We start from the raw sequence: 25,143 nt of genomic DNA, 5'->3' as shown, positions 1-25,143 counted from the left end.
TCACTCCGGGGGGCGGCAAAGCCCCGAGCCTCGTGAACACGGGACGGAAGGAGAGCGGTGTGCCCACACGGCCCGATCCCGCACAACCGGACGACGAACCGGCCCTGGAACCGATCCGCGTCCTGCGCCCGCGCCGCACCGACGCCCTCGCGGAGTTGTTCAGGGAACTGGAGCAGGAGCGCGGCGACTACGAGTCCGTGCCCCTGCCGACCTCCGAAGCCGAGGACGCCACACAGGAACTGCCGCCCGTCGCCGAGCACATGACCGCCGGTGCGAGAAAAGCGCCGAGACCGCGCGGCGGTGACCTCGGCCCGGATCCCGCCACCCGCCGACGATCGCACCACACCACCCTCGCCGTCGCCGTCGTCACGGCGGCCGCGGTCGTGGGCTTCGGCGGTGCTCTGCTGTTCGCGGAGCGCGGCGACGGCGTGTCGGCCGAGGCCGCGCCCGGTCGGTCCGCGACGGGCTCCGATTCCGCCGCACCCGCCCCGACGGCCTCGGGCGGGCCCGGCGACGGTGGGCCCGGCGACGGCGCGCCCGGTGGCGCCGCACCCGGCGCCCCGCCCGCCTGCACCGCGTCCTACCGAACGGTCAACAGCTGGCAGGGCGGCTACCAGGGCGAGGTGACGGTGACCAACGCCCCCGCCGCTGCCGCCTCGGGCTGGACGGCGACGGTCGAACCGGTGGACGGCGCCCGCCTCACCCAGGTCTGGGACGGCACCCTCGGCACCGCACGCGAGGGCGCGGTCACCGTCGCCAACGCGTCGTGGAACGGTGCGCTGGAGCCCGGTGCGAGCGTCACGTTCGGCTTCATCGCCGACGCCTCCGCCGCGACCGGCGCCCCCTCGGCGAAGGTCAGCTGTGCGGCGACGGCCGACGGCTCCTGACGGCCGCCCGACAGTCCGCGGCACCGACGCACGGCCCGCGGTCCCGGGACCGCGCTCCGAGGCCGGTGGTGTGCGGTCCGGTGGACGTGGCGCGGGATGTGGAGGCGGGAGGGGATCAGCGGCCGTGGTCGACGAGCGCGCGGGAGACGGCGCGCACACTGCGGGCGATGTGCTGCAGTTGCATCACCTCCGCCGCGTACATCTTGATGGTGTGCTCGATCACCGACTCGGGCATGCCGAGCGCGGGCAGGTCGGCGCGCGCGGTCTGAAGCGCGGTGCGGGCGACCCGGATCTCGTTCTGTACCTGTATCTGGGCGTGGCGGGCGAGCAGCACGGGGTGGCGGATGAGTGCCGGATAGCTGGCGTAGCGGGCCGGCACCAGCTCGCGCAGCCACTTGGCCGCCGACCGCTCCCAGTCATAGGAACCGGGGGTCTTGACCTGGCACGGCCAATCCGGGGTGATGCGCGTGGTCGTCAGGGGCATGGTCCATCGCTTCCGGTGTGCGGCGTCGTTCGGGGTGTCCGACGGAGTCGGGGCGGCCCCGGCCTAGGGGATGACCGGGGCCGCCGCCACGGGCGCTCGCGCATGCGATGCCCGACCGAACAACGTCAGCGCCGACGCGGGTAGGAGACGGCGACTTCGTTGTCCGTTGAGGAGCCCGGAAGGCAGGCGGAGTTCGCACGACGGATGGGGTGACGTGCGCATGAGCGGACCGGCTGCTTTCTGCGGGCGGATGTTGCGTGTGCAGTATTTATATATGCCGTCCGCTTTGCAAGACGTATGAAAACATTCATGCGCGCTTTGAACTGAATGATGCCCCTGCGGTGGGATTTGGTGTGTGGGGAGACGCGTCCTGATGTGGGGACGCCGTGAAGGATCAGTCCCGGAGGAAGAACTGGTGCTGGTCGGAGATGTGCTCGTACTCCTCCAGCCGCGCCTGCGTGCGCTCCGGGTCGGCGTCGGTCATGGCCTGCAGCAGCGCGGCCGCCATCACGCCGGGGGCGGCGTAGGAGTCGAAGACCAGCCGGGAGCCGGTGCCGGTGGCGAAGACGACGTCGGCCGTGTCGGCGACCGGGCCGAGCGCCAGGTCGGTGACCAGGGCCACCCGCAGCCCGGCACTGCGTGCGACCCGCACCGCGGTGAGCGTCTCCTGGGCGTGGCGGGGCATGGAGAACGCCAGCACCCAGGTGCCGCCGGCCTCGCGTGACTGCAGCAACGCGTCATAGGCGACGCTGCCGCCCCGGGTCACCAGTCGCACGTCCGGGTGGATGCGGCGCGCCGCGTAGGCGAAGTACTCGGCGAGGGAGGCGGAGATGCGCAGTCCGAGGATGGTCAGCGGGGTCGACCGGGAGAGCTTGCGGCCGATGTCGATCACCTGGTCGGGGTCGGCGAAGTCACGCCGCAGGTTCTCCAGGTTCTCGATCTCGGCGTCCACCGCGGACTGCAGTTCGTTGGCGCCGTTCTCCTCGGCCGGTGCCGGGCCTCCGGCGAGGGCGCCCAGGGCGATCGCCTGGAGCCTCTCCCGTAGCGCCGGGTAACCACTGAAGCCGACCGCGCCCGCGAAACGTGTCACCGAAGGCTGGCTCACGCCGACCCGCTCCGCCAGGTCGGTGATCGACAGGAACGCCGCCTCGGTGATGTGCTCGATCAGGTACTGGGCGATGCGCCGCTGCCCCGGCGACAGCCTCGGCTGATCGAAAAGCGTCCTGAGCTGGGAAGTCGGGGATGCCTCGACCTCCGGGACCGTCTTGCCCGAAGTGATTGCGGATGCCTGTGCGCGTGCCTGCTGAGGCGATGGCACCGGTGCGCCTCCTTTGTCTCCCACAGTGCTTCAACATAGCTCACACACTGTGGCGACCAAGTGCGCGAAGAGGGTCGACGCTCAACGGTGATAGATCGTGATCGAGTGGCCGACCGCGTCGATCGGACGACTGCTGTCGATCAGTTCGGCCAGCCGCCCGGTCGCCTTGGCCGCCGCGGAGTCCGAGACGACCAGGAGCCCGCGCACCTCTCGAACGGGCACCTGGCGCGGGTCGGCGGCCCGGATCCCGTAGAACGACGGCACCCCGGAGCCCTTGTACACGAGCCAGATCCGCTCACCCGGGTACCGCTCGCGCAACCGGTCGGCGAGCCGGCCCAGGTCCTGACCCCAGTCCACGTTGGAGTCGTGCAGCCGCAGACGCGTCTTGTGCGGACCGCCGAAGGCCTCGTTGGAGTACGGCAGGTAGTACGGGTACGTCCGCACCGAGCTGATCGCGACGAACAGCACCAGCGCCCCCACCGCGAGCGGTGCCCACCGCCGTCGCACCGTGAGCACACAGCCCGCTGCCACCGCCAGGAACAGCGGCACGAACAGGGCGTACCGCGTGCCGAAGTCCCGCGACCCGAGCATGGCCGCGGCCAGCAGCACGCCGCTGGGGAGCAGCAGGTACGGTGCCGCGGGCCGCAGCCGCCGTACGCTCACCAGCGTGAGGGCACCCGCCGCCCACAGGGCCAGCATGCCGAGCGGTGTCTTCACCAGCAGCGCGGCCGGCAGGTAGTACCACAGCGACCCGGTGTAGAGGCGGCCGAAGAGAAAGCCCTGCCACGGGTGGTTCTCGAAGCCGAACTGGATCCTCATCCCGTCCCGGTACGCCTCCGGGAACGGCAGCAGCTCCACGGCGAGCCCCCGCAGCCCGTGCACGACGGGCACATGCTGTTCCGGCGTCCAGCGCAGCCGCGGATCGACCACCAGGTACGACGCCCATACGACGGCGACCGCGGTCAGCGCCACGACGCCGGCGCCCACGACCGCCCGGCCGAGTGCCCTGCGGCGGGACTCGGCGGGCGGCCTCGCGCACCACACGGACACGGTCGCGAGCACCAGCAGCACGGGAACCACCGCGAGCGTGCTCATCTTCGTCGCCAGGGCCGCACCGAGCGCCGCCCCGGCGAGCGGCACGCACCACCGTGGCCGCCGGCGTGCCCGCCACAGCAGCCAGGCCGAGGTCAGCGCGAACCCGGCCGCCGGCATGTCCAGCGTGGCCAACGAGCCGTGCGCGATGACGTCGGGGGAGAAGGCGTACAGACCGAGCGCCGCCAACCCGCCCGCGCTACCGGCGAGTTCACGGGCGAAGGCGAAGACGACCAGTCCGAACAGGAGCGTCAGGACGATCACCGGGAGGCGGGCGAAAAGCATCAGCCGCCAGGGATCGTTCCCGGACTCGTAGAGCAGATGCCGCCCCAGCTCGCCCTGGTCACCGCGGAAGGAGGGATCGACATGAGGGCCGGCCGCGGCGACCCCGACGGCGATGACCAGCTTTCCCAGCGGGGGGTGCTCGGGGTTGTGACGCAGGCGGTGCTCGTGCAGGTACTCGGCCGCCGTGCCCACGTACACCGGCTCGTCGATCGTCGGCGTCTGCTGCACCGCCGTGGTCACCATGGCGACGGCCATCTGGCAGAGCAGCAGGGCCACCAGGAGCGGGACGAGCACCGCCGCGAAGCGGCGGGCCCGTCCCAGGGGGTGTTCCTGGGCGCGGGCACCGGCGGCACCCGTTCGCGTGTGCGGCGCCGGGGCGGGGGCCGGCTGTCGTTCGAGCGTCATCGTCCCCTCCGCGGTGTCGTCGGCCCCGCGGTGACGGGAGCTGATCCGGAGCCGGTCATGCGCCTACTCTGCATCAACTCCCGCCGCCGGGCGGCGTCACCGCTCCAGCAGTCGTACCGACAGACCGTCCGCCGTGTAGACGGGTACGGCTCGAAGCGTGTCGGAGTTCAGTTCCACCCGGTCGAACCGGCCGCGGAGCTGCCGTGCCTCGATGACGGGGACCGTGCTCCCCGCGACGGGCGGGCGCTCGGCGTCGAGGCGCAGCGACAGCACGCTGTCCCGGCCCAGCAGGACCCGGCGGGACACCTCCAGGGCCGGGCCGTGGTTCTTGCGGAGCAGCAGCTCCAGGCGGGCGCCGCCCTCCTGGGCGTACGAACCGCGTATCCGCAGCACCTTGCCGGCGCGCAGCGTGCCGCCCGTCACCCGCACGTCGCCCTGCCCCAGCGCGTTGGCCGACGCCGCGACCAGAAGGCCGTCCTCGACGACCGTGCCGCCGTGGTACCGGTTGTGGCCCGTCAGTGTGAGCGTGCCGGTGCCGCGCTTGGTCAGACCGCCCTCGCCGCGGATGTCGTTGCGCCAGGCGTCCGCCGCTTTGAAGCCCCCGGCCGCCGCGTCGAGCGTGACGGTCACATCGGAGTCGAAGGCGCCGTAGCCGTCCGCCGCCGTGAACAGGTCGAGTCGCCCCCACTGTTCGAAGCCGTCCAGCAGGACGTAGCCGCCGGGCACCGCCGTCGTGCGCAGCACCTCGCGGCGCTGGTCCGCACTCAGATAGGGCTGGCGTGTCTCCAGCAGCACCTCGGCGCCCTTCGGCACGGACAGGGGCTTGTCCCGGCCGTACCGGGGCAGCACGTACGTCAGCTTCGGCCGGACCGTGCGGGCGTTGGCCTCCCGGTCGGCGTACGGGTCGGTGCCGGGGCCGGCCGCGTGGGCGTAGGCGTGGAGGGTGTCGGCGGTCGTGCCGGTCCGCTCCAGGAAGTAGGCCAGCGCCTGGGCCCGTGCTGCCGCCTTGAGTTCCGCGTTGGCCGGGTCGGCGAGGGTGGCGGCGGCGAGGGCCGTCGCCATGATGCGGCCGCCGATGACGTCGACCGGGGAGTGCATGCCCGCCATGATGCGGGTGTGGCCCAGCTCGAAGGCGCGGGTCACCAGCTCCTGGAATCGCTCGGGAACCGCGTAGGCGTACGCCAGGGCGGCCAGGTGGACGGCGTTGGTGTGTCCGCTGGGGAAGCCACCGTCCTCGGCCGGGTTCTCGCTGCGCTGCCGCAGCAGCTGCGGGGCGACGATCACCTCCGACTCGTAGACGGGGTAGCCGAACGCGTCCTTCCGGCCGGTGTCGACGACCTCGCTGTCCTCGTTCATCCGCCACGGACGCGGGTACTGGTAGGCGAACTTGGCGGGGTTGCTGGAGGCGAAGTTGCCGCGCAGGGTGTCGACCAGCCTGGCCACCGTGCCGAGTTCCGAGTCGTGCGACCCCGCGCCGAGCGCGGAACCGGGCGGCGCGTCGGCGGGCACGGCGTCGCTGATCTTCCCGGCGGGGGTGCCGTCCGGGGCGCTGGTGATCGACGTGACCGCCTTGGCGCCCGACCTGTACAGGTCCGCCAGCGGACCGAGGCCCGCGATCATCGAGTAGCTCTGGTGCTGACGGTCGATGATGAACGCTTCCTTCGCCTGCGCGCTTGTGCGCCCGGCCGTGATCCGGGCGCAGTAGCGGACGTTGGCGCGCAGCACCTCGGGCATCAGCGGGGTCCCGGTGTTCCAGGCGCCGCCGGTCTTCCAGATCCGCGCGAACCCGCCGAGCGCGCGGACGACCGCATTGGTCTCGGGCGTCTGGTTCGCGAGGACGTTGGTCTTGTAGTCGTCCACGAAGGCGGCGGCCCGCACGGCGGACTTGGCGTCCGCCGTGGGAAGCCAGCCGGCGAAGGCGGGGACGGCCACGAGGGCCGCCCCACCACCGAACGATGTCGCCAGAAAGCGCCTTCTGTTCATGGACGGGGTGGCCTGGTGCCCGGCGGATGACGGCATGCGAGCCTCTCTTGAGTTCTTCGGCCGTACGGCCGGGAGGGGATGCGATGTGATCGACCCGACCGCCCGCCGCGCCGGAGCGCTGGGCGCGTCGCCCGCTGTGCGTGGACATGCACCGGGCACGGAAGATCGAGTCGTACGAGCGAAGATGTACGGGCCGGTTGTGTCGGACGCGGGATGGCCCGACGTCCGGCGGCTGTCACACAAGTGAACGGGCCAGTGCCACCGCCCCCTCCACAGGGGGCTGCCGCAGCGGCGAAGTCCGCGCTCCCGGCACACTCTCGGCGAGAGCGCGGGTGAACGCGTCGTACAGGACGGGCTGGGCGAGAACGGTGCTGCCGGCCACCACGACGTCGTCCACCGGGACCCCGCGCACGGCGAGTCGTGCGACCAGCGCGGCCAGCGAACGGCCGCCCTCGGCGATCACCGCTCGGGCGAGTGCCGAACCGGCCTCGGCAGCCGCGAACACGGCCGGCGCATGCCGGCCCCACTCGGCCGACATGGCCCCGGCACCCTCCAACGCCGCTCCCAGCTCGGGCACTTCGGAGACGCCGAAGGCGGCGACCAGCCCGCGGGCGAGCGCGTCGGGTTCCTCCCCGCGGTCGTGCGCCGCCCACACGGCACGCGCCGACTCACGGACGAGTCCGGCGGAGCCGCCCTCGTCCCCGAGGACCGCCCCCCAGCCGCCGACCTGGACCGGTGTGCCGTCGGCCAGCCGTCCCACCGCCACCGAACCGGTGCCGGCGACGAGGCCGACACCCTTGTCCAACCCCGCGGCCGGCACGAGCAGTTCGGCGTCGCCCACCACCGACGCGGGCGCGTCGAAGTGGAGTCGGAGCGCGGTACGGATCCGGGAGCACTGGCGGGGCGTCTCACAGGCGTGTCCGCCCACGGCCAGAGCGGTCGGGCGTACACCCGTCGGCAGGGCTGCGGCGACCAGCGCGGCGAGCCAGCCGGCGGCGGCCACGGGGTCGTGCGGCTGCCAGCCGCTGCTCGTGCGCACGTGGTCGGCGACCAGGACGTCCCCCGCGTAGGCGCGCAGGTGCGTCTTGGTGCCGCCCACGTCGACGCCCACCAGGAGCGTGGGCGGGTGGGGGGTGTGCGGCACGGATCCTCTTTCGTCGTTGCGTCCGAGCTGCGACGGTGGGCGAACCGCGTCCGGGCGGGCAGGGAGCGGCACCTCTCGCGAGGTGCCACGGACCGGCCCGGGCGCACATCGCGGGAGAGCGGCGTGGACCCGCGCCGAAGGTGGTCGGGAAGCCCCGGGACGGGCTTCTGTCGAGTGCGGCAGGCGAGTACCGCAGGAGTTCGTTAGGAAGTTAACTAACGAAGTAGGGTGCGCGTCAAGGGCCGCGGATTCCCGGTGCCCGATCGATCACTTCGGGCGGTACGTCCGCCACGGCACGACCTGGGGAGAGCATGGACCTGAGCGAGAGTGCGCGTGCGGTGTTCGCGGTGCTGGCCGCGGCGGGCACCGCGACCCGCCCCCAGTTGGCGGCCGGCGCCGGCCTGTCCAAGCCGACCGTCTCCACCGCTGTGGCCGAACTGGAGGCCGCCGGGCTCGCCGCGCACTCCGGCACCGCCTCCGGTGCCACCGGCCGCTCCGCCGCCGTCTACCGGCTGGGCCCGGCCGCCGGCGCCGTACTCGCCGTCGACCTCGGCCCCACCCGGACCCAGGTGCGCGGCTGCGCCCTGGACGGCACCCTGCTGGCCCAGGGCACCGGCTCCCGCGACGAGGCCGCCGACACCGTGCGCGACGTCCTCGACGCGCTGCCCGCGAACGCCCCGCTGCGGGTCGTCGTCGCCGCCGTCGGTGACGTCACCACCTGGGACCGGGACCGCACCGGCATGCGGCCCGCGACCGCCAAGGCCGGCCCCGTCTTCGACGCCATGACCGTCGCCCTGCCGCCGGGTGTCCCCGTCCACCTGGAGAACAACGTCAACTGCGCCGCCCTCGCCGAACTGCACCAGGGCGCCGCCCGCGGCCGGGAGACGTTCGGCTACCTGCGCATCGGCGTCGGCATCGGTCTCGGCATCGTCGTCGGCGGCCAGGTGCTGCGCGGCGCGAACGGCGCGGCCGGCGAGGTGGCCCGGCTGCCCTACCCGTGGGGCGAGGGTCGCGAACCGCGCCACGAGGCCCTGGAGGAGCACATAGGCGTACGTTCCCTGCTGCGCCGGACCGCACAGGCATGGACGGACGCCGACGGGCTCTGCCCCGACACCGCCGAGCAGCTCTTCGCCCTCGCCGGTGAGGGGCACGTCACGGCCGGGGCCGTCGTCGACCGGCACGCCGCCGACATCGGCCGCCTGGCCGCCGCCGTGACCGCCGTCCTGGATCCGGGCATGATCGTGCTGGGCGGTGCCGTGGGGTCGAACCCGCAGCTGGTGCCGGGAGTCCGGGCCGAGCTGGGCCGGCTGAGCTGGCCCACCGAGGTCGTCAGCAGTGCTCTCGGCGACTCCGGCACCGTCGTGGGAGCCACCCGCTTGGCCGTGGCGCATGGAATCCAAACCGTGACCGGTGCGGTCCAGGTGAAGCATTGACGGACTCCACCCGCTTCTGCCAATGTCCGGACAAGCGCTTTCTAGGCCGACCGGGACGTCGGCTCGGGCGAGCGTCCCGCCCGTACTCGACGTACGGCAACCGCACCAGGGCGTGCTTGTGCGGCGGCGGCCACAGCGGCCGGGGACCCTCACCCGTCAGGATGATGCGGCCGGGCGAGGCCGCGCCCTCGGAAAGCACCTTCTCCTGCAAAATGCACCCGTGCCGCCTCGGTCGGCGCCGTGCTCCGTCCCCAACCACGAAAAGGGATCGAAGATGACCACTGTGGGTGTGCGGCGCTCCCGCCGACTCGGCCGCGGCGGCATAGGCCGCCTCGTCCCCCTGACTGCCGTGGCCACGGCAGGTGCCCTGCTGCTCTCCGCCTGCGGGTCGGAATCCGACTCGGGCGGGACCTCGAAGTCGCTGACCTTCTGGATCTCCACGGTCCCGGGGCAGGACGCGGGCTGGAAGAAGATGGTGGCGCAGTACGAGAAGGAAGCCGGCGTCAAGGTCAAGCTCGTCAACATCCCCTACGACGGCTACGACGCGAAGCTGCGCAACGCCGCGCAGGCGAACTCGCTGCCCGACGTCGCGGCAGTGCCGAAGCTGGACCCGATCTGGTCGAACAAGCTCATCGACCTCAGCTCCATCGCCGACGACAAGACCAACAAGATCAATCAGAATTTCATCGCCAAGGACTCGTCCGGGAAGGTGCTGTCCATCCCCTCGGACGTCACCGCGTCCGGCCTGTTCATCAACAAGTCGCTGTTCGAGAAGGCGGGCGTCTCCTTCCCGACGTCGCCGTCGAAGACCTGGACGTGGACCGAGTTCATCGCCGCGGCGAACAAGGTCCGCGAGAAGACCGATGCCAAGTACTCCCTCACCTTCGACCAGTCGCCGTCCCGACTGCGCGCCATGGTGTACGAGATGGGCGGCAAGTACGTGCACGCCGACTCCTCCGGCACGTTCTCGGTGGACCCGGCGACCAAGAAGGCCGTGAAGTACTTCGTCGGCCTGAACGACGACAAGACCATGCCGAAGTCGGTGTGGACCAGCGGCGCCGACCCGTCCGCCATGTTCCAGAGCGGTGACGTGGTCGCCTACTGGTCCGGTGTGTGGCAGGTCGCCTCCTTCGCGGACAGCATCAAGAAGTTCGAGTGGGCGAGCGTCCCGACCCCCGCCCAGCCGGTGCAGGCCAGCGACGTCAACAGCGGCGGCATGATGGTGGGCTTCAACAACAACGGCGCCGCGGCCACCGCCACGGAGAAGTTCATGTCCTGGCTGTACGAGCCGGACAACTACCGCGAGCTGTGCGAGGCGTCCGGGTTCCTGCCGGTCGAGAGCGGCCTGAACCCCGAGTACCCCTTCAAGTCCGAGGCGGCGCAGGCGGCGTTCAAGCTGTACAACGAGTCGATCCCGCGCTACGCCCCCATCTCCGGCTACTTCAACACCGCGCAGACCGGCTGGGCGCTGAAGGGCAAGACCCTCACCGAGGACCCGACCAAGGCGGAGCTCGGCAAGGCGATCAACGGCCAGCAGTCGGTCGAGAAGGCGCTGGACAACATCGTGGCCGGCTACAACCAGCAGGTCGGCGGCTGAGCGCAGGCCGGCAGGCCCGGGCGGCGGTGCCCCCACCCCGCTGCCCGGCCTCGGGCGCCTTCGTGACGCCGGGCCCATGAGCCCACAGGAATCCCTTCCACCAGCACGGAGTCAGGAAGATGACCAAACGCGCCTCGGACGTGTCCGTGAGCCCGCCCAGGAGACGCAGCAAGTACACCCTCGCGCCGCTCGTCCTCATCGCGGCCAACGTCGTGCTCTTCGCGCTGTTCTTCCTCTGGCCGGCGGTGATCGGGCTCGTCTACTCCTTCACCAACTACACGGGCGTAGGGGCGTTCCAGTTCGTCGGACTGGACAACTACAGCAACCTGGTCGGGGACTCCACCTTCTACGACGCGCTGACCCGCACGCTGCTGTACACCGTGCTCTTCGTCCCGCTGAACTTCGTGTTCTCGCTGCTCATCGCCAACGTGCTGGTGAGCAAGCACGCCAAGGGCGTGTCGGTCGCCCGTGTCTTCTTCTTCATCCCGTGGCTTCTGTCACCCATCGTCGTGGGTGTCCTGTGGCGGTGGCTGTTCGGTGAGAACTTCGGACTGGTCAACTACTTCATCGAGAAGCTCGGCGGAAGTGCCGTGCCGTGGCAGTCGAACGCGGACCTGTCGCTGATCGTGGTCGTGGTGGCGGCATCCTGGGCCTGGACGGGCTTCTCCATGCTGCTGTTCATCGCGGCGATCAAGAACGTACCGGCGTCGTACTACGAGGCGGCCGCGCTCGACGGCGCCGGTCCGTGGCGCCAGTTCATCAGCATCACCCTGCCGAGCATCGCGCCCACGTCCTTCATCGTCATCCTGCTGAACACGATCCACGCGATGAAGGAGTATCCGCTGTTCGCCTCTCTCAACAACGGTGGACCCGGAACGTCGAACAACCTGCTTGTCCAGTACATCTACCAGACCGGCTTCAAGGCGGGCCAGATCGGCTACGCGAGCGCCGCGTCCTTCGTGCTCATGCTCATCCTGATGGCCGTCGCGATCATCCAGCTGATCGTCAACCGACGGGTGGAGAACCGATGACAACCACCGACACGCCGCGCAAGGTCGACGCCGGTTCCGTACGGGCCGTGCCAGGAAAGCGGCCCCGCGGCGCGGCCGCCGGCGGGCTGCGGCGCGCGGTGCCCGCGACGACACTGCTGTGGGTGCTGGCGGCCCTCTACGCGGTGCCGGTGCTGTGGTTCGTCCTCAGCTCCTTCAAGCCGGCCGGAGACCTGTTCTCCCTCCCGCTGACGCTGTTCCCGCACGACCCCACCGTGTCGGGATACAAGACGGCGTGGGACAGCGCCAACTTCTCCCAGTACTTCGTCAACACGACCATCGTGTGCGTGATCGCGACGATCCTCACGGTGGGCGTCAGCTGCTGCACCGGGTACGCGCTGGCCAAGTACGACAACAAGTGGCTCAAGGTCTTCTTCGTCGGCATCCTGGCCACCACGATGCTGCCGTCCGAGGTCATGCTCGCCCCGCAGTTCCTGGTGGTCCGCGACCTCGGCCTGTACAACTCGCTCGCCGGCATCATCCTCCCGGCCGTGCTCACCGCGACCGGCTGCTTCATGTTCCGCCAGTTCTTCCTGACGGTGCCTGACGAGCTCATCGAGGCCGCCCGCATCGACGGCGCCCGTGAGCTGTCGATCTTCCTGCGGATCATGGTGCCGATCTCCCGGCCCATCATGCTGACGCTCGCCATCCTGTCGTTCCAGTGGCGGTGGAACGACTACATCTGGCCGCTGCTGATGCTCAACGACCCCGAGAAGTTCACCGTGCAGATCGGCATCCAGAGCCTTGTCGGGGCGCAGAACATCAACTGGTCGGTGGTGCTCGGCGGATCGGTCATCTCCATGATCCCGCTGATCGTCGTCTTCCTGGTGTTCCAGCGTTACGTCATGAACGCCGACATCAACGCAGGACTGAAGGACTGACCTTGCCCGTCCCGCTCGACCACGAGTGCGTCCGCGCGGCGGCCCGCGCCGCCGACCGGCCGACCACCCCGCCGGCGGCGGGCCCCGACGAGGAACCCGCCGGAGTGCCGCCCCGGGGCCCGGCGCGGCGGGTGAAGGCCCTGGTCGCGGCCTACCGGTTCGCGGACTCGGCCCGCGCCCGCCGCGCGAACCCGACGAACCGCACCACGGCCGTCTCAGGCATGAAGGGCTGATCCCCGTGCACCTCACGTCCCCTCCCGTGTACCTGCCCCGGCAGCTCGGCGCCCTGCACGACCTTCCCGACACCCCCGAGGCGTACGACGCGGTCCTCGCCGGCGTCGTGGAGGAGGCCCTCGCCCGGCTCACGCCGCAGGGCAGCCTCGAACACCCCGACTGCGGGGAGGACGTCGGCGACACCTCCCTGGGGGTCACCTCGCTCCTCGCCCTGGCCTGGCAGCGCGGCAAGGACCCGCGGCTGCCCGAGGCGGTGCGCCGCAGCCTCGCCTTCCATCTGCGCGAGCGGGTGTACACCGAGGACAACCCCGGCTACCCCAACCTCAGGGCACGCCACACCGGTCTGCCGTACGCCCGTTACGTGCCGGAGGCGGGAGCCCACCCCATCGGCGACTGGCCCAGCACCGTGTGGGCGCTGCTCCAGGCGGTCGACGTGCTGGACCTGGCGGAGGGCCTCGTCGAGGACGGGCAGCGCGCCGAACTCGTCGAGGTGGCGCACGGCTACTGGCGCTGGCTCACCGAGGCGACCTTCTTCAACCCGCAGGAGGCGGCCAACCAGGCCATCGGCTGCGTCGTCGGCGGTCTGATGCTGGCCCGCCACCTCCCCCCGGAGCAGGCACGGCCGGTGCGCTCGCGCGCCCTCGCCCTGTACGTCGAGGAGATCCGAGCCCACCGGGTCGCGGACCGCGGCGCCCTGTTGCCCCCCGAGCACGGCGGCGCGTACGACAACAACTACGGCCCGATCTCCCTGTCCTTCCTCGCCCAGGCCCACCGGATCAGCGGCGAGGAGATCTTCGCCGAGGACGGTGACGCCCTCGCCCGCTACATCGACGCCCGCCTCACGGTCGGCGGCTTCGACAACGGCGGGCCGCGCTACAGCGAGCAGCACAGCGGCTTCGAGTCGGTGCTGGGGCTGCGCTACTTCAGCGCCCGGATCGGCTCCGACCTGGGCCGCTACCGGGGCGACACCCGCTGGGGCCGGCACGCGGTCAAGCCGGACGGCGGACTCGACGGCCACTTCGCCTGGATGCTGGTCTGGCAGATCCAGGACCCCACCCGCTGGCACCGCGACCCGTCCCCGGTCCCGGCCCGCCACCAACTGCGCTCCGGCACGGTCTCGGTGGCCTTCGACAGTCGTATGACCCCGTCGCTGGTCGAGGCGGCGGGCACCTACTACCTGCCCGCGGCCGTGAACCGGCAGCACGGCTTCGGCCCGGTCGTCGACGGCTTCCTGCTGTGCCGCCCCATGGGCGAGGTCCGGGTGCGCGACGTCAGCGCCGACGGCCTCACCGCCAAGCTGGTCACCAAGCCGGTCGTCGGCCGCGACCACGTCCTGCGCCATGTCCGGTCCCTGTACGTCACCGACGGCACGAGCCTGTGGGCGACGGTCGCGGTGGAGCGGCTCCCGGGCACGCCCTACTTGCTCGCGGGCCTGCCCTACGCCTGCGACGACGGCGACCGGGTGCGCAGGACCGCTCACGCGGAGGTCGCCTCGGCGGGCGGGCTGCGCCTGACCCACCCGCGGTCGGACGGCGTGGACCACTTCGACGCCCGCGCGGACCGGACCCAGGAGCAGGCGGCCTTCGCCCTCGCGGCCGACCCTCGGGGCTACGGCAACCCCGACGAGGGCTGGCGCCACCTGGTCAGCTCGACGGCCCTGGAAGCCGACCCCGCCCCCGGCGCCCCCGAGGACCTGCACGTCTTCGCCGTACGGTACGGACCTGAGGGGCCGTTCGCGCCCGCCTTCACAGGAGACGGGGGAGCGCTGACCGTGCGCACCGAGGCGTTCACGGCGGTGATCGGCGAGGCGGCGGGCGACGCGCGGGGGGAACCCGAGCTGACCCTGCGGGCCGGGTAGGACGGGGCCTCAGCTCCGCGCTCGGGCGGCCGGTGGCTCGTGCGGGCCGGGCAGGGCCGTGGCCGGCACCACGAGGTCGGCCCTGTCCCTGGTCGCGGCGACCAGCTCGGCGTTGCGCTGGTCCGAGCGCATGACCCAGGCCACCGCCTGCTCGTGCGACTTGCCGAACCGCTCGTGCCGGGTGATCAGCCGCCGCAGCCGCTCCGCCTCGTCCAGTTCGCAGAACCACACCTCGTCCAGCTGCGACCGCACCCGCGCCCAGGCCCCCGTGTCCAGCAGCAGGTAGTTGCCCTCGGTCACCACGAGCCGGTCCGTCGGCTCCACCGGCACGGCGCCCGCGAGCGGCTGCTCCAGAACCCGCTCGAAGCCGGGCGCGTACACGGTGCCGTCGTCGGCCTCCTCGCGCAGGCGCTTCAGCAGCGCCGCGTACCCGGCCGCGTCGAACGTGTCCGGCGCACCCTTGCGGTCCCGGCGCCCGAGCCGGTCCAGCTCGACGTCGGCGAGGTGGAAGCCGTCCATGGGCACATGCGCGACCCATCGCTCCCCGGCACCGTTCAGTTCCCGCACCAGGCGTTCGGCCAGCGTGGACTTGCCCGCACCGGGACTGCCGGCGATCCCGAGGACGGCACGGCGGCCGTCCCGGGCGAGGGACCGGGCGCAGGTGAGCAGGACGTCGAAAGTCAGGGCGGCCACAGAGCCGAGTCTGTCACCCGGACGGCTGCTTCCGGCTTCCGCGCCGGGCACAACAGGCCACCGGCCCTCAGGCACTTGGCTGAATCCCGCACTGCATGATCATTCGCTGCGGGTTAGTTTGTGCGTGTTTACGGTGCTATTTCCCTACTTATCGCTGTCAACTGGCCGACGGTGGACCGAGAAACCCTACGTCACGTAGGGAGAGGGGTGGACGATGACCCACGGCACGAAGCCCATGCCGATGCGCATGGAGGGGCGCTTCCGGGCGACCGTGTCCGGCGGGTCCGGGCGGGCGCCCGGCGCAGGACTGCTCGCCGCGGTGGCCGGGGCGTTCGGTCTCGCCCAACTCCTCCTCGTACGGCCCACGCTGGGCCTCGGCTGGGACGAGGTGGTGTACGTCAGCCAGGTCGGCACCGAGGCACCGGCGGCCTTCTTCAGCGCCCCACGTTCGCGTGGCGTCTCGCTGCTGGCGTGGCCCGTCGCCTCCTGGTCGTCGTCCACCACGCTGCTGCGCGTCTACCTCGCCGTCCTGTCCGCACTCGGCCTGTACCTGGCCCTGCGTGCCTGGCGCGGCTTCTTCCCGCCCCGCGTCCTGGCCGGCGCGGGCGCCCTGTTCGCCACCCTGTGGGTCACCCTCTTCTACGGTCCGCAGGCCATGCCCAACCTCTGGGTCGCCTTCGGCGCCCTGACCTGCGTCGGCTGCTTCCTGCGCGCTCTCGGCGACCGCCACGACCGGCGCGCCCTGTGGGGCGTCCTGGCCGGTGCCGCGCTGATGGCGTGGATGCGGCCCACCGACGCCGTCTGGGTCACACTGCCGCTGATCGTCGTCGTGCTGGTCGGCCGGCACTGGCGGCCCGGCGCGGCCCTCGCGGTGGGCCTGTCGGCCGGTGGCGTCCCGTGGGTGATCGAGGCGTTCCTCAGCTACGGCGGCCTGCGGGAGCGACTGCACGAGGCCTCCCGCATCCAGGGCGGACTGGGCTGGAACCTCGCCGTCGACGACCAACTGCGCAGCCTGGTCGGCAGTGCCCTGTGCCGGCCGTGCAACGGGGAGATGCCCCACCCGGTCGTCTACGCCTGGTGGTTCGTCCTCCCGCTGCTCGCCGCCTACGGCCTCGCCGTCGCCTTCCGAGCCCGGCGAACCACCCGCACCCTGATCCCGCTGGCCTGCGCCGCGACGGCCGCCTTCCCGTACCTGTTCCTGATCGGATACGCCGCGCCCCGCTTCCTGCTGCCCGCCTACGCCCTGCTCGCCCTCGCGGTCGCGGACGCCTTGTGGCACCTGGCCACCGGGCCGGCCGGCCGCCTGCGCCCGATGGCCGCCACGGTGATCGCGCTCGGGCTGGCCGGACACCTGGCCGTGCAGTACGCCGTCCTGCACCGCACCGTGGACCGCACGACCGCCGACCGGGAGGCATGGGCCCGCTCCGCCGCCGAACTGAACCGCCTCGGCGTACGCTCGCCCTGTCTGCTCACCGGGCAGGAGGCCATCCCCGTCGCCTACTACACGGGCTGCGACTCCGCAGCGACCCGCGGCCACAACGCCAACACCACCACCGCCGAGATCCTGCGGACCGCTCGCAGCGTCCCGGTCGGCGCGCTGACCGAGCCCGGCGGCACACCGCCCCGGTACGCCCGTGCCTGGGAGCTGCACCGCCTCGACGGCCTTGAGGTCCGCATCGCGCCGACACCGGGCGCGGGCGGACCGGGATGACGCCGGAACAGATCCTCCCACCGGCCCAGCGCCGACAGATCCACTGGCACATCGCCCTCACGCTCGCCGTTCTTGCGGCCGTGGCCTGGCTGGCCCGGCGGCACTGGCCGGTACTGGAGACCGGCGCGGCGCGACTGGCCGTCGCCGACCAGGGGTGGCTGCTGGCGGCCGCCGCCGCGACGGTCGCCACATGGCCCTGCTCGGCGTTCGCCCAGCAGGGCGCGGTGCTCGGCAGACTCCCTCCGGGACGGCTCCTTGCGGCGCAGTTCGCCGCCTCCGCCGCCAACCATGTGCTGCCCGTCGGGCTCGGGGCCGGGGTGGTGAACCTGCGCTTCCTCACGCGCTGCGGCATACCGTTCGCCGGGGCGGCCGCCGCGATCGCCGTCAAGGGCACCGCCGGCGCGGTCGCGCGCGGTGCCCTGATCGCCGTACTCGTCGCTGCCTGCCCCGGCGTGCTGAGCGTCCCGACCGTGGACGCCGGCCACCTGGTCGCCCTGTGCCTCACCGTCCTCGCCGTACTCGCCCTGCTGGCCGCGCCGGCGGCGGCACGGTGCCGACGGGCCCTGACGCTGCTGCGGGCGCACCTCGGGGCGATCCACGCCAGGCCGGCCAGGACGGCGGCACTGTGGGGCGGCTCGCTCGCCTTCGCCACGCTGCACTGCGTCGCGCTCGGCGCCGTCACCCGCGCGGTCGGCCTTCCCCTGCCACCCGCCCAAGTGGCGCTGCTCCATCTCGTCGCCGGCGCCGCGGCCGCCCTGCTGCCCACACCGGGCGGACTCGGTTCCCTCGACGCCGCGCTCGCCCTGGCCCTCGCCGCCGCCGGTGCCCCGGCCGTCGAGGCCGCCTCCGCGGTGCTCGGCTATCGGCTGCTGACGGTGTGGCTGCCGTTGGTTCCGGGGCTGGTCGTGCTCGGGGTGCTGGTCAGGCGCGGTGCCCTGTGAGCCTCGACCGGGTTTCCGGCGTCGCCGCCCGGAGGGACCGGACACGGCGTCCTGACGCGGCGTCTCGCCCTGGCCCTCGCCGCCGCCGGTGCCCCGGCCGTCGCGGCCGCCTCCGCGGTGCTCGGCTATCGGCTGCTGACGGTGTGGCTGCCGTTGGTTCCGGGGCTGGTCGTGCTCGGGGTGCTGGTCAGGCGTGGAGCCCTGTGAGCCTCGACCGGGTTTCCGGCGTCGCCGCCCGGCCGGACCGGACACGGCGTCCTGACGCGGCGTTCACGGCGAGGACGTCGGGAAGCCCACCGCCGTGGCCCACCCGACGACCCCTCAGGTGACGAGCACCGGTTCGGGCCCGACCGGGTGGCGGCCACGGTGCTCACGGACGCGGATCCGACCCGTCGGCCGCCGGCACCCGAGCCGGGTCACCCGCGCATCCCCACCTCCTTGCGCCACCTGACGAGCTGTTTCTCAGGATCGCCGGTGTACGCCCACGGCGCCCGTGTCGCCCGGCGCCCCAGCAGCCCGAGCAGCGCCTCGGCGATGTCGTGGATGCCCGCCTGGCACGCCGCGTGCGCGAGGTGGTTGAGGTCGCGCACCTCGCCGGGCGCGATGTCGCCATCGGCGCGGCCCGTGATCCAGCGCTGCCAGGTCCGGCGTACGTCACTGACGGCGCCGTCGTTGCTCCAGTGCTGGCCGAGCCCCATGGAGGCGTGCCGGCCCCTGGCCGCGTCCAGCGCATAGCGGAACTCCTCGACCCGGGCGTACTGCACCAGTACCGGGAGCGGGCAGCCGGGGGGCGCCACACCGGCCGCGTCGCGGGCGAAGTCGTACATCAGGCCGTGGCTGCCGTGCCAGCGTGCGGAGTAGTAGTGCAGCACCTGCAGGTGCCCCTCCACGCTGTACGGGTCGCGCCGGTGCAACTCGTCCCACCAGCGCCCCAGTTCCTGCCGCCGGACACCCGCCGGGTACAGACGCGCGACGGAGATCAGCGAGATCCACGGCGTCGGATCCTCCGGACAGGCGTCGGCGGCCCGCAGGCACGACAGCACCGCGGTGTCGATGCGCTGCTGGTCGATCGGTACGCCCCGGCCCGCGGCGATGGCCACATGGAACGCCCGGGCCGTCTCCGTCGCCGCCCGCAGCACCAGCGCGTCGGCGCTGTGCGGCTCGGCGGCCAGCCACGACTCCACCGTCGAACTGCCCGCACAGGCCTGCGCGAGCAGCCGGATCCGGTGCCCGCGCGCCGGCCAGTCGGGTCCGGTGGTCCGCAGCAGCTCCCGCAGCCCCTGCCAGCGGCCGATGACGATGTCCTGGCGGGCACAGGTCAGGGCGGCGTCCCCGCAGTCGGGGTCGAAGACGGGGGTGAAGTCGCGTTTGGAGCTTCCTCGCGCCATGGCGGGTCCCCTCAGAAGTCGGTGGGAGGGCCCTCGTGGACAAGGGAGTCGGAGCGGCCGGCACCGGCCGGCACGTAGTCCGCCTCGATGGTCCGCGCGGCGTCCAGCTCGGCCGGGCGGTAGTAGTCGCTGCCCTGCCGCCAGTACCACAGCATCGGCACCAGCCCCGCCGCCAGCCCGCCGATGCCGATCGCGATCGCGGAACCGCTCAGCTCGCCCAGCGACTCGAAGAAGACCCAGAACATGAACAGGGCCCCCGACAGCGGCCACACACCGCCCAGGACGAAGTTCCCGACCGACTTCAGCAGCATCCTGCGGTAGGCGACGACCACGGCGAGGCCCGTCAGCCCGTAGTAGACCGCGATCTGCAGTCCGATCGCCGAGATGGCGTCGGAGAGGATCTCGCCCACCGTGCCCAGGGCGTTGGAAGCCACGAGCATCGTCAGCGCCACCACGCCGACCACCGCGACCGCCACCCACGGCGTGTTCCAGCGGGGGTGCACCCGGCCCAGCGCGGCCGGCATCGTACGGTCCCGGCCCATCGCGAACAGCGACCGTGTGACCTGGATGAGCGTGGTCTCCAGGGTGGCGATGGTGGACAGCATGACCGCCACGATCAGCAGCCTGCCGCCCCAGCCGGGCCAGACCTCCTCGCCCAGCACCGCAAGCACGTTGGCGTCGTTGTCCTGGATCTGCTTCGAGGAGAGGATGACGTTCACCGCGATCGTGAACACCTCGAACAGCAGGAACACGATGCCCACCCCGATGAGGCCCGCGAGTCCCGTCGTACGCCGGCTGTTGCGGGTCTCCTCACTGAGGTTGCTGGTGACGTCCCAACCCCAGTAGTAGAACGCGGCGATCAGCGCTCCCGAGGCGAAGCCCGTCACCCCGTCGAAGTGACCGAAGCCGAGCCAGGACCAGTCGAACGCCCGGGCACCGTCCGAGTGGAGGAGGGCGAGCACGGCGAACAGGGCCAGTATGGCCAGTTCCACACCGGACAATACGAGTTGGGCGCGAACGGTGAGGCGGGCGCCGCCCAGCACCACCATGAGCATGAGCAGGAACCACCCGGCCCCGACCAGCGTGGACAGCGCGGTGTCGTCGGCGAGTTCCTCGTCGAAGAGGGCCAGCGTCAGCGCGCCGGCCGGCAGGGAACCGGCCACCATGAAGATGGTCGCCGAGATCACCAGCGCCCAACCGCTGATGAACCCCAGGAAGGGGTGCAGCGTACGTCCCACCCACGAGTAGCTGGCGCCGGCGTTGACGTCGATCCTGCTGAGGTAGCTGAACGCCAGCGCGATGCCCAGCATCGGTATCGCGCAGTAGAGCAGCGCGGCCGGACTGGCGAGGCCCACCGTGCCGACGAGGACCGCGGTGGTCGCGGCGATCGAGTACGCCGGGGCGCTGCCCGCGACGGCCATCACCACCGTGTCCAACGTACCGAGGGCATTGGCCTGCAGCCCTCTGCCCCTGTTGTCGCTCATGGATGCGCTGCTTTCCGTCGTGCACGGCGCGCGGGCGGACCGGCACCGGTGCCGTGTGGGGGGTGGGTGGAACAACGCCACGAACCGCAGAGGGGTGACCTCGGGGCAGGGGCGGCACAACGGGGTGGCGGACACGGTACGCCGTAGCGTCGCCGTACGGTCACGCCGTGTGTGCGAGTGATGATAGCCCCACTCATTGAGCCTTCAAGGGCGCCCGGATCCCACGGGGTTGGACGGGCCGCAACGGGAAACGCGTCCAGGACATGCACAGCGCCCGACCATCCGGCGCGCTCGAGTGAGGGAGGCAGCCATGGGCACCGAACACACGCCCGCCGAGCCGATGGCGGACGACGCGTACCAGCCCACCGCGGGCAACGAGGAGCAGGAGGACGCGGCGCCGCTCGATCTGCAGGACGCCCTGGACGAGCGGACCTACGACGACACCCTCGACGAGGGCTATTCCCCGCCGGAGAAGCCGCTCGGGGTCACCCGGCACGGCACCACGGCCGCCGAGCAGCACGACGGCGAGACCCTCGACCAACGCCTCTCCCAGGAGCTCCCCGACGTCACCGAGCCCATCGGCGACGATGTCGGGGACCTGCCGGGCGGCGAGGGCGAACCCGTCGACCCCGAGGCGGGCGAGGAGCGCGCGGGCCGCCTGGTCGCCCCGGACGAGGGCGCACACCGCGACACCACGAAGGAGGAGGTCGCGTTCGACCGGGGCATCGACGGCGGAGCGGCCGGAGCGGAGGAGGCCGCGATGCACGTCGTCGACGACACGCGGCTGCCGGAGGGCGACGAGGAGCCCTGACCCGGGGCGACCAGCTGGTCTCGGCCGTGCCGCCGCGCCCCGTCACCGGCCGTCCGCTGTGAACCGGAGGAGCCCCTTCCGGAGAGGGCGGCGGGCAGCCGTCCCGTGAGTGCGGTGGCAGGCGGTGGAGGGGCCGCGCCTGCTCCGGTGAGGCGGCGCCCGGCCGGTGGCACGAACCGGCGCCCCCGGCGCAAACGGGTCGATAATGCGGGTATGGGAGGAAACGCGGCTGCGTGGCGTCGGCTCGCCGACACCAGCGCACCGGCCCGGCTGGCCGCTCCCGACGAGGGAATCGGCCGGGACGAACTCGCGCTCGCGACCCGTAACCACGGGCTGCCCCTCGAAGCCCTGCGGCACGACGTCACCCCGCCCGGCCTGCACTACGTCCTCACCCACTACGACATCCCGTACGTCCCCGACGGCACCCCCTGGCATCTGACCGTCGGCGGCCGCGTCCGCCGCCCGCTGCGCCTGGATCTGGCCGGACTGCGGGCATTTCCGCAGGTCACCACCCGGGTCACACTGGAGTGCGCGGGCAACGGACGAGCCTTGCTGACACCCCGGCCGGTGAGCCAGCCCTGGCTCGTCGAGGCGGTCGCCACCGCCGACTGGACGGGCGTACCGCTGCGTCTGCTGCTCGCGGAGGCCGGCGCCGAGACCGAAGCGGTGGACGTGGTCTTCTCCGGAGCCGACCACGGTGTGGAGCGAGGCGTCGAGCAGGACTACCAGCGCGCCCTGCCCATGGACGTCGCCGCGGGCAGCCGTCCCGAGGTGCTGGTGGCGTACGCCATGAACGGCGCCCCCCTGCCCCCGCAGCACGGCCACCCCCTGCGGCTGGTCGTGCCCGGCTGGTACGGCATGGCCCAGGTGAAGTGGCTGCGCGAGATCACCGTCACCGACGTGCCGTTCACGGGCTTCCAGCACACCGTGGCGTATCGGCTGCGCGACCGCCCCGAGGACGTGGGTGAGCCGGTCACGCGCATCGCGCCGCGTGCCCTGCTCGTCCCGCCCGGCTTTCCCGACTTCATGTCCCGGGCCCGTGTGGTGCGGCCCGGGACGGTGCCACTGGAGGGGCGCGCCTGGTCCGGGTACGCACCGGTGACACGGGTCGAGGTCAGCGTGGACGCGGGGCGGACCTGGGAGGAGGCCGAGCTGGAAGCGGACGCCGGGCACCGGTGGGCGTGGCGGCACTGGCGGCACAGCTGGACGGCGACGGAGGGCGAGCACGTGCTGAGTGCCCGGGCGTCCGACGCCGAGGGCCGCACCCAGCCACTGGAGCAGCCCTGGAACCGCGGGGGCTTCGCCAACAACGTCGTACAGCTCGTGCCGGTGCTGTGCGTGGCGGGCGAGGGCGACCACACCGACGAGGCCTCAGGGCCGGCGGGCAGGCCGTAGTCGGCACGCACGGCCGTCCGGGGTGTCTGCCCGTACCCCGCAGTGGCCGTGCGGATCCGGCGAACACGTACGACCGTGACGGGTCCGCACAGTCCCGTCCGCCGCGCGGCGCCCGGCACGCGCTCTCGCCGCACGGGGCGAGGCCCCGAGCGCATCCCGTACGAGGGCCTCCGCCCGGCACGCCCCGGCCTGCGGCCGCGGGCACCCCCGGAGCACGCACCGGAGGCCGCGGGCCCGCCCTTCGGGTGGCCGACGGGACTGTGCGGACTCGGCCTAGGGCAGCAGCTTGTCGAGTGCGGAGGGGCCTTCCGCCGCCAGCTTGCGCTTGGCCCATTCAAGGGTGGTCGGGGTGAGGTCCTTGCCTGAGGCAAGCACGATGTCCTCGGGGGACACCTCGGTGCCGGTGCGGGCGTGGAGCAGCTTGTCCGGGGTGGCGCGGTCCTCGGACGGCCCGGACGCTCCGGACGCTTCGGGCTGGGACGTCGGCATCATCTGTGCTCCTCGGATCCGGTGACTTCTTCGGGCCCGGTGCGGTCATCGGGTCTGTTAACACCATTCAACGCCGGAGCGGACCCTGCATCCGGAGGCGCCGGGAGCCCGCTGCGCACTTGTCGGCCCCTTGGACACAGTGGGGTACCTCCCTGCCGCGGACCGAAACCGCTCGGACCTGGCCGGAGCCCTCTTTCCGGACGTCCCGGCTCCGTCGCCGAACGGCTTGAGCGTCAGCCGGATCCCGTCGCCTCCGTGTCCTGGACGAAGGAGGCGTCCGCCACGCCGTCGACCGCGAAGCCGCAGGCCCCGCCGTCCTCCGTGGCGGGCGTCGGCCGTCGGCGCGGCGGGGCGGCGGGGCGGCGGCGCGGCTGAGCCCGGTCGAGCGGTTCGGCCTCCGCGAAAATCCGTGGACGGTCGAGTCGTAGATCACGTACGGTGTGAGCGCACGCCCCGAGACAACGGAAGGAGGCGAGTGCCGTGCGGTTCACCGATGTCCAGCGCTCCCTTCTCCGTGTCCCCGGCGTGGTCAAGACGATCTGACCGGGAGCGCTCCAAGCAGCCTGCATCCCGGAGGAATCCGTGACCGATCCGGTCATCCGCGCGCTCAGTGCGAGCGACGCTCACCTTTTCGACGAACACCCCGACCCCCTGGGCGCCCGTGAAAGCCACCGGCGGACCCGGTTCCGCCCCGAGTGGAAGCGGGTGGCCCTGCGTGACGGCGTGGTCGTCGCCCGCGGCGCCTGGTGGGGCGGCCCCGACGACTCGGAACCCATCAACATCAACTGGTTCGACGTGGCCGAGGGCGAGGAGGAGGCCGGCGCCGAACTTCTGCGCAGCGCCCCCTGGCAGGTCGAACTGGAGATCAACCTGCCAGGCGGCTGGCGGGACGAGCCCGGCCTGAAGGCCGCCGCGGAGGCCCGTTTCGGCGCCGCACGGGCGGCCGGCCATGAACTTCTGGTGGAACGTTTCCTGTACCGCTGGACCCCGGACCTCGGCCTGCCCGAGCGCCCCGGACGCCTGCGTTTCAGGGCCGAGCCGGACGACGCGGTCTTCTTCGACGCGCTGCGCCGCATCCACTCCGTCACGCTCGACGCACACTCGCTGCGGGCCATCGAGGAGGGCGGCCTCGACAAGGCCGCCCAGGAGGAACTCGACTTCTTCCACTGGTGCCCGTCCCCGCGGGAGTGGTGGCAGCTCGCACACACTCCGGACGGCGACCTCGTGGGCGTCCACATCCCGGCCCACAACCCCTCCGGCCCGACGATCGGCTTCATCGGAGTCGTGCCGGAACAGCGCGGCCACGGCTACGCCTACGACCTCCTGGCGGAGTGCACGCACTTCCTCGTCCGGCAGGGCGCGGAGTTCATCGGCGGAGCGACGGACCAGGGCAACTTCCCGATGGCCGCCCACTTCGCCAAGGCGGGCTTCCCGGTAATCCGTGAGCGCATCAACTTCGCACCGCCCGCCCGGGCGTAGCGGGCGCTGAAGCGAGCAGCGGTACATGACAGCGGTCCGGATCCGGTGCGGGTCCGGACCGCCTGTCAGTGCCGTCTGTCAGTGCCGTCTGTCAGTGCCGGG

The 25,143-nt window shown here is 72.2% G+C and carries 22 protein-coding genes; 12 read left to right on the top strand and 10 right to left on the bottom strand.

What is annotated here, in order from left to right; translation table 11 throughout:
* Positions 1 to 59 precede the first annotated feature (59 nt).
* The gene (locus ACFYNL_RS19780; protein ID WP_388804931.1) at positions 60 to 887 is read left to right on the top strand and encodes a cellulose binding domain-containing protein; all 828 of its coding nucleotides are present in this window, start codon (positions 60 to 62) and stop codon (positions 885 to 887) included.
* 115 nt (positions 888 to 1,002) lie between these two features.
* Here the strand turns inward: ACFYNL_RS19780 and ACFYNL_RS19775 are convergent, their stop codons facing one another.
* From ACFYNL_RS19775 to ACFYNL_RS19755, 5 genes are all read right to left on the bottom strand, one after another.
* A complete protein-coding gene (locus ACFYNL_RS19775; protein ID WP_019757057.1) occupies positions 1,003 to 1,371 on the bottom strand; it encodes a hypothetical protein in 369 nt (122 codons plus the stop codon).
* Between the two features lie 394 nt (positions 1,372 to 1,765).
* A complete protein-coding gene (locus tag ACFYNL_RS19770) occupies positions 1,766 to 2,689 on the bottom strand; it encodes a MurR/RpiR family transcriptional regulator (protein WP_388804927.1) in 924 nt (307 codons plus the stop codon).
* A gap of 81 nt (positions 2,690 to 2,770) precedes the next feature.
* The gene (locus tag ACFYNL_RS19765) at positions 2,771 to 4,471 is read right to left on the bottom strand and encodes an ArnT family glycosyltransferase (protein WP_388804924.1); all 1,701 of its coding nucleotides are present in this window, start codon (positions 4,469 to 4,471) and stop codon (positions 2,771 to 2,773) included.
* A 96-nt stretch (positions 4,472 to 4,567) separates the two neighbouring features.
* Positions 4,568 to 6,490 (bottom strand): phosphatase PAP2 family protein, encoded by a 1,923-nt coding sequence (locus tag ACFYNL_RS19760; protein ID WP_388804921.1) that lies wholly within the window; start codon positions 6,488 to 6,490, stop codon positions 4,568 to 4,570.
* A 199-nt stretch (positions 6,491 to 6,689) separates the two neighbouring features.
* On the bottom strand, positions 6,690 to 7,598 hold the full coding sequence (locus tag ACFYNL_RS19755) for an N-acetylglucosamine kinase (protein WP_388804919.1): 909 nt from the start codon (positions 7,596 to 7,598) through the stop codon (positions 6,690 to 6,692).
* Positions 7,599 to 7,909: 311 nt separating this feature from the next.
* Here ACFYNL_RS19755 and ACFYNL_RS19750 point away from each other — a divergent pair, with 311 nt between their 5' ends.
* From ACFYNL_RS19750 to ACFYNL_RS19725, 6 genes are all read left to right on the top strand, one after another.
* Positions 7,910 to 9,031 (top strand): ROK family protein, encoded by a 1,122-nt coding sequence (locus ACFYNL_RS19750; protein ID WP_388804916.1) that lies wholly within the window; start codon positions 7,910 to 7,912, stop codon positions 9,029 to 9,031.
* 274 nt (positions 9,032 to 9,305) lie between these two features.
* Positions 9,306 to 10,628 carry an ABC transporter substrate-binding protein gene (locus ACFYNL_RS19745; protein WP_388804913.1) on the top strand — a complete coding sequence of 441 codons (1,323 nt, stop codon included), beginning with the start codon at positions 9,306 to 9,308 and terminating at the stop codon, positions 10,626 to 10,628.
* Between the two features lie 119 nt (positions 10,629 to 10,747).
* Positions 10,748 to 11,659: a carbohydrate ABC transporter permease gene (locus tag ACFYNL_RS19740; protein ID WP_388804909.1), complete on the top strand. Its 912-nt coding sequence runs from the start codon at positions 10,748 to 10,750 to the stop codon at positions 11,657 to 11,659.
* A complete protein-coding gene (locus ACFYNL_RS19735; protein ID WP_388804906.1) occupies positions 11,656 to 12,558 on the top strand; it encodes a carbohydrate ABC transporter permease in 903 nt (300 codons plus the stop codon). The genes ACFYNL_RS19740 and ACFYNL_RS19735 overlap by 4 nt, the downstream gene beginning before the upstream one ends.
* Before the next feature lie 2 nt (positions 12,559 to 12,560).
* On the top strand, positions 12,561 to 12,791 hold the full coding sequence (locus ACFYNL_RS19730; RefSeq protein ID WP_388804903.1) for a hypothetical protein: 231 nt from the start codon (positions 12,561 to 12,563) through the stop codon (positions 12,789 to 12,791).
* 26 nt (positions 12,792 to 12,817) lie between these two features.
* Positions 12,818 to 14,650 (top strand): hypothetical protein, encoded by a 1,833-nt coding sequence (locus ACFYNL_RS19725; protein WP_388806224.1) that lies wholly within the window; start codon positions 12,818 to 12,820, stop codon positions 14,648 to 14,650.
* Between the two features lie 9 nt (positions 14,651 to 14,659).
* On the opposite strand, the gene ACFYNL_RS19720 is transcribed toward ACFYNL_RS19725, so the two are convergent.
* Positions 14,660 to 15,343, bottom strand: coding sequence for a nucleoside/nucleotide kinase family protein (locus ACFYNL_RS19720; RefSeq protein ID WP_388804900.1), 684 nt, complete (start codon positions 15,341 to 15,343; stop codon positions 14,660 to 14,662).
* Between the two features lie 214 nt (positions 15,344 to 15,557).
* On the opposite strand from ACFYNL_RS19720, the gene ACFYNL_RS19715 reads away from it, so the two are divergent.
* Together ACFYNL_RS19715 and ACFYNL_RS19710 are read left to right on the top strand one after the other, a co-directional pair.
* On the top strand, positions 15,558 to 17,054 hold the full coding sequence (locus tag ACFYNL_RS19715) for a hypothetical protein (protein ID WP_388804896.1): 1,497 nt from the start codon (positions 15,558 to 15,560) through the stop codon (positions 17,052 to 17,054).
* Entirely contained in the window at positions 17,051 to 17,995 is a 945-nt protein-coding gene (locus tag ACFYNL_RS19710; protein ID WP_388804893.1) for a lysylphosphatidylglycerol synthase domain-containing protein, read from the top strand. Before ACFYNL_RS19715 ends, ACFYNL_RS19710 begins: the two co-directional genes overlap by 4 nt.
* Positions 17,996 to 18,411: 416 nt before the next feature.
* Here ACFYNL_RS19710 and ACFYNL_RS19705 read toward each other — a convergent pair whose 3' ends face one another.
* A complete protein-coding gene (locus ACFYNL_RS19705; protein ID WP_388804890.1) occupies positions 18,412 to 19,383 on the bottom strand; it encodes a hypothetical protein in 972 nt (323 codons plus the stop codon).
* A gap of 11 nt (positions 19,384 to 19,394) precedes the next feature.
* The gene (locus ACFYNL_RS19700; protein ID WP_388804887.1) at positions 19,395 to 20,867 is read right to left on the bottom strand and encodes an APC family permease; all 1,473 of its coding nucleotides are present in this window, start codon (positions 20,865 to 20,867) and stop codon (positions 19,395 to 19,397) included.
* A 310-nt stretch (positions 20,868 to 21,177) separates the two neighbouring features.
* Here ACFYNL_RS19700 and ACFYNL_RS19695 point away from each other — a divergent pair, with 310 nt between their 5' ends.
* Positions 21,178 to 21,678, top strand: a complete 501-nt coding sequence (locus tag ACFYNL_RS19695) for a DUF5709 domain-containing protein (protein ID WP_388804884.1) — start codon at positions 21,178 to 21,180, stop codon at positions 21,676 to 21,678.
* 213 nt (positions 21,679 to 21,891) lie between these two features.
* On the top strand, positions 21,892 to 23,073 hold the full coding sequence (locus ACFYNL_RS19690) for a sulfite oxidase (protein ID WP_388804881.1): 1,182 nt from the start codon (positions 21,892 to 21,894) through the stop codon (positions 23,071 to 23,073).
* Positions 23,074 to 23,346: 273 nt separating this feature from the next.
* On the opposite strand, the gene ACFYNL_RS19685 is transcribed toward ACFYNL_RS19690, so the two are convergent.
* The gene (locus tag ACFYNL_RS19685; RefSeq protein ID WP_388806222.1) at positions 23,347 to 23,562 is read right to left on the bottom strand and encodes a hypothetical protein; all 216 of its coding nucleotides are present in this window, start codon (positions 23,560 to 23,562) and stop codon (positions 23,347 to 23,349) included.
* 233 nt (positions 23,563 to 23,795) lie between these two features.
* Positions 23,796 to 24,053 (bottom strand): hypothetical protein, encoded by a 258-nt coding sequence (locus tag ACFYNL_RS19680; protein WP_388804879.1) that lies wholly within the window; start codon positions 24,051 to 24,053, stop codon positions 23,796 to 23,798.
* A 91-nt stretch (positions 24,054 to 24,144) separates the two neighbouring features.
* Between ACFYNL_RS19680 and ACFYNL_RS19675 the strand changes: the two genes are divergently transcribed.
* Positions 24,145 to 25,041, top strand: a complete 897-nt coding sequence (locus ACFYNL_RS19675) for a GNAT family N-acetyltransferase (RefSeq protein WP_388804876.1) — start codon at positions 24,145 to 24,147, stop codon at positions 25,039 to 25,041.
* Positions 25,042 to 25,143: the final 102 nt, after the last annotated feature.

It is taken from the genome of Streptomyces sp. NPDC007808, from assembly GCF_042868655.1.
Classification (GTDB): domain Bacteria; phylum Actinomycetota; class Actinomycetes; order Streptomycetales; family Streptomycetaceae; genus Streptomyces.
Note: the sequence above shows the minus strand (reverse complement) of the source record. Positions and strands in the feature narration are given on the sequence as shown.

What these genes read in the sequence shown, in the direction of transcription:
- ACFYNL_RS19775 (WP_019757057.1), bottom strand. Translation starts at nt 1,371, where the DNA reads ATGCCCCTGACGACCACGCGCATCACCCCGGATTGGCCGTGCCAGGTC.
- ACFYNL_RS19765 (WP_388804924.1), bottom strand. Translation starts at nt 4,471, where the DNA reads ATGACGCTCGAACGACAGCCGGCCCCCGCCCCGGCGCCGCACACGCGA.
- ACFYNL_RS19760 (WP_388804921.1), bottom strand. Translation starts at nt 6,490, where the DNA reads ATGCCGTCATCCGCCGGGCACCAGGCCACCCCGTCCATGAACAGAAGG.
- ACFYNL_RS19750 (WP_388804916.1), top strand. Translation starts at nt 7,910, where the DNA reads ATGGACCTGAGCGAGAGTGCGCGTGCGGTGTTCGCGGTGCTGGCCGCG.
- ACFYNL_RS19745 (WP_388804913.1), top strand. Translation starts at nt 9,306, where the DNA reads ATGACCACTGTGGGTGTGCGGCGCTCCCGCCGACTCGGCCGCGGCGGC.
- ACFYNL_RS19740 (WP_388804909.1), top strand. Translation starts at nt 10,748, where the DNA reads ATGACCAAACGCGCCTCGGACGTGTCCGTGAGCCCGCCCAGGAGACGC.
- ACFYNL_RS19735 (WP_388804906.1), top strand. Translation starts at nt 11,656, where the DNA reads ATGACAACCACCGACACGCCGCGCAAGGTCGACGCCGGTTCCGTACGG.
- ACFYNL_RS19715 (WP_388804896.1), top strand. Translation starts at nt 15,558, where the DNA reads ATGACCCACGGCACGAAGCCCATGCCGATGCGCATGGAGGGGCGCTTC.
- ACFYNL_RS19710 (WP_388804893.1), top strand. Translation starts at nt 17,051, where the DNA reads ATGACGCCGGAACAGATCCTCCCACCGGCCCAGCGCCGACAGATCCAC.
- ACFYNL_RS19705 (WP_388804890.1), bottom strand. Translation starts at nt 19,383, where the DNA reads ATGGCGCGAGGAAGCTCCAAACGCGACTTCACCCCCGTCTTCGACCCC.
- ACFYNL_RS19700 (WP_388804887.1), bottom strand. Translation starts at nt 20,867, where the DNA reads ATGAGCGACAACAGGGGCAGAGGGCTGCAGGCCAATGCCCTCGGTACG.
- ACFYNL_RS19695 (WP_388804884.1), top strand. Translation starts at nt 21,178, where the DNA reads ATGGGCACCGAACACACGCCCGCCGAGCCGATGGCGGACGACGCGTAC.
- ACFYNL_RS19690 (WP_388804881.1), top strand. Translation starts at nt 21,892, where the DNA reads ATGGGAGGAAACGCGGCTGCGTGGCGTCGGCTCGCCGACACCAGCGCA.
- ACFYNL_RS19685 (WP_388806222.1), bottom strand. Translation starts at nt 23,562, where the DNA reads ATGCCGACGTCCCAGCCCGAAGCGTCCGGAGCGTCCGGGCCGTCCGAG.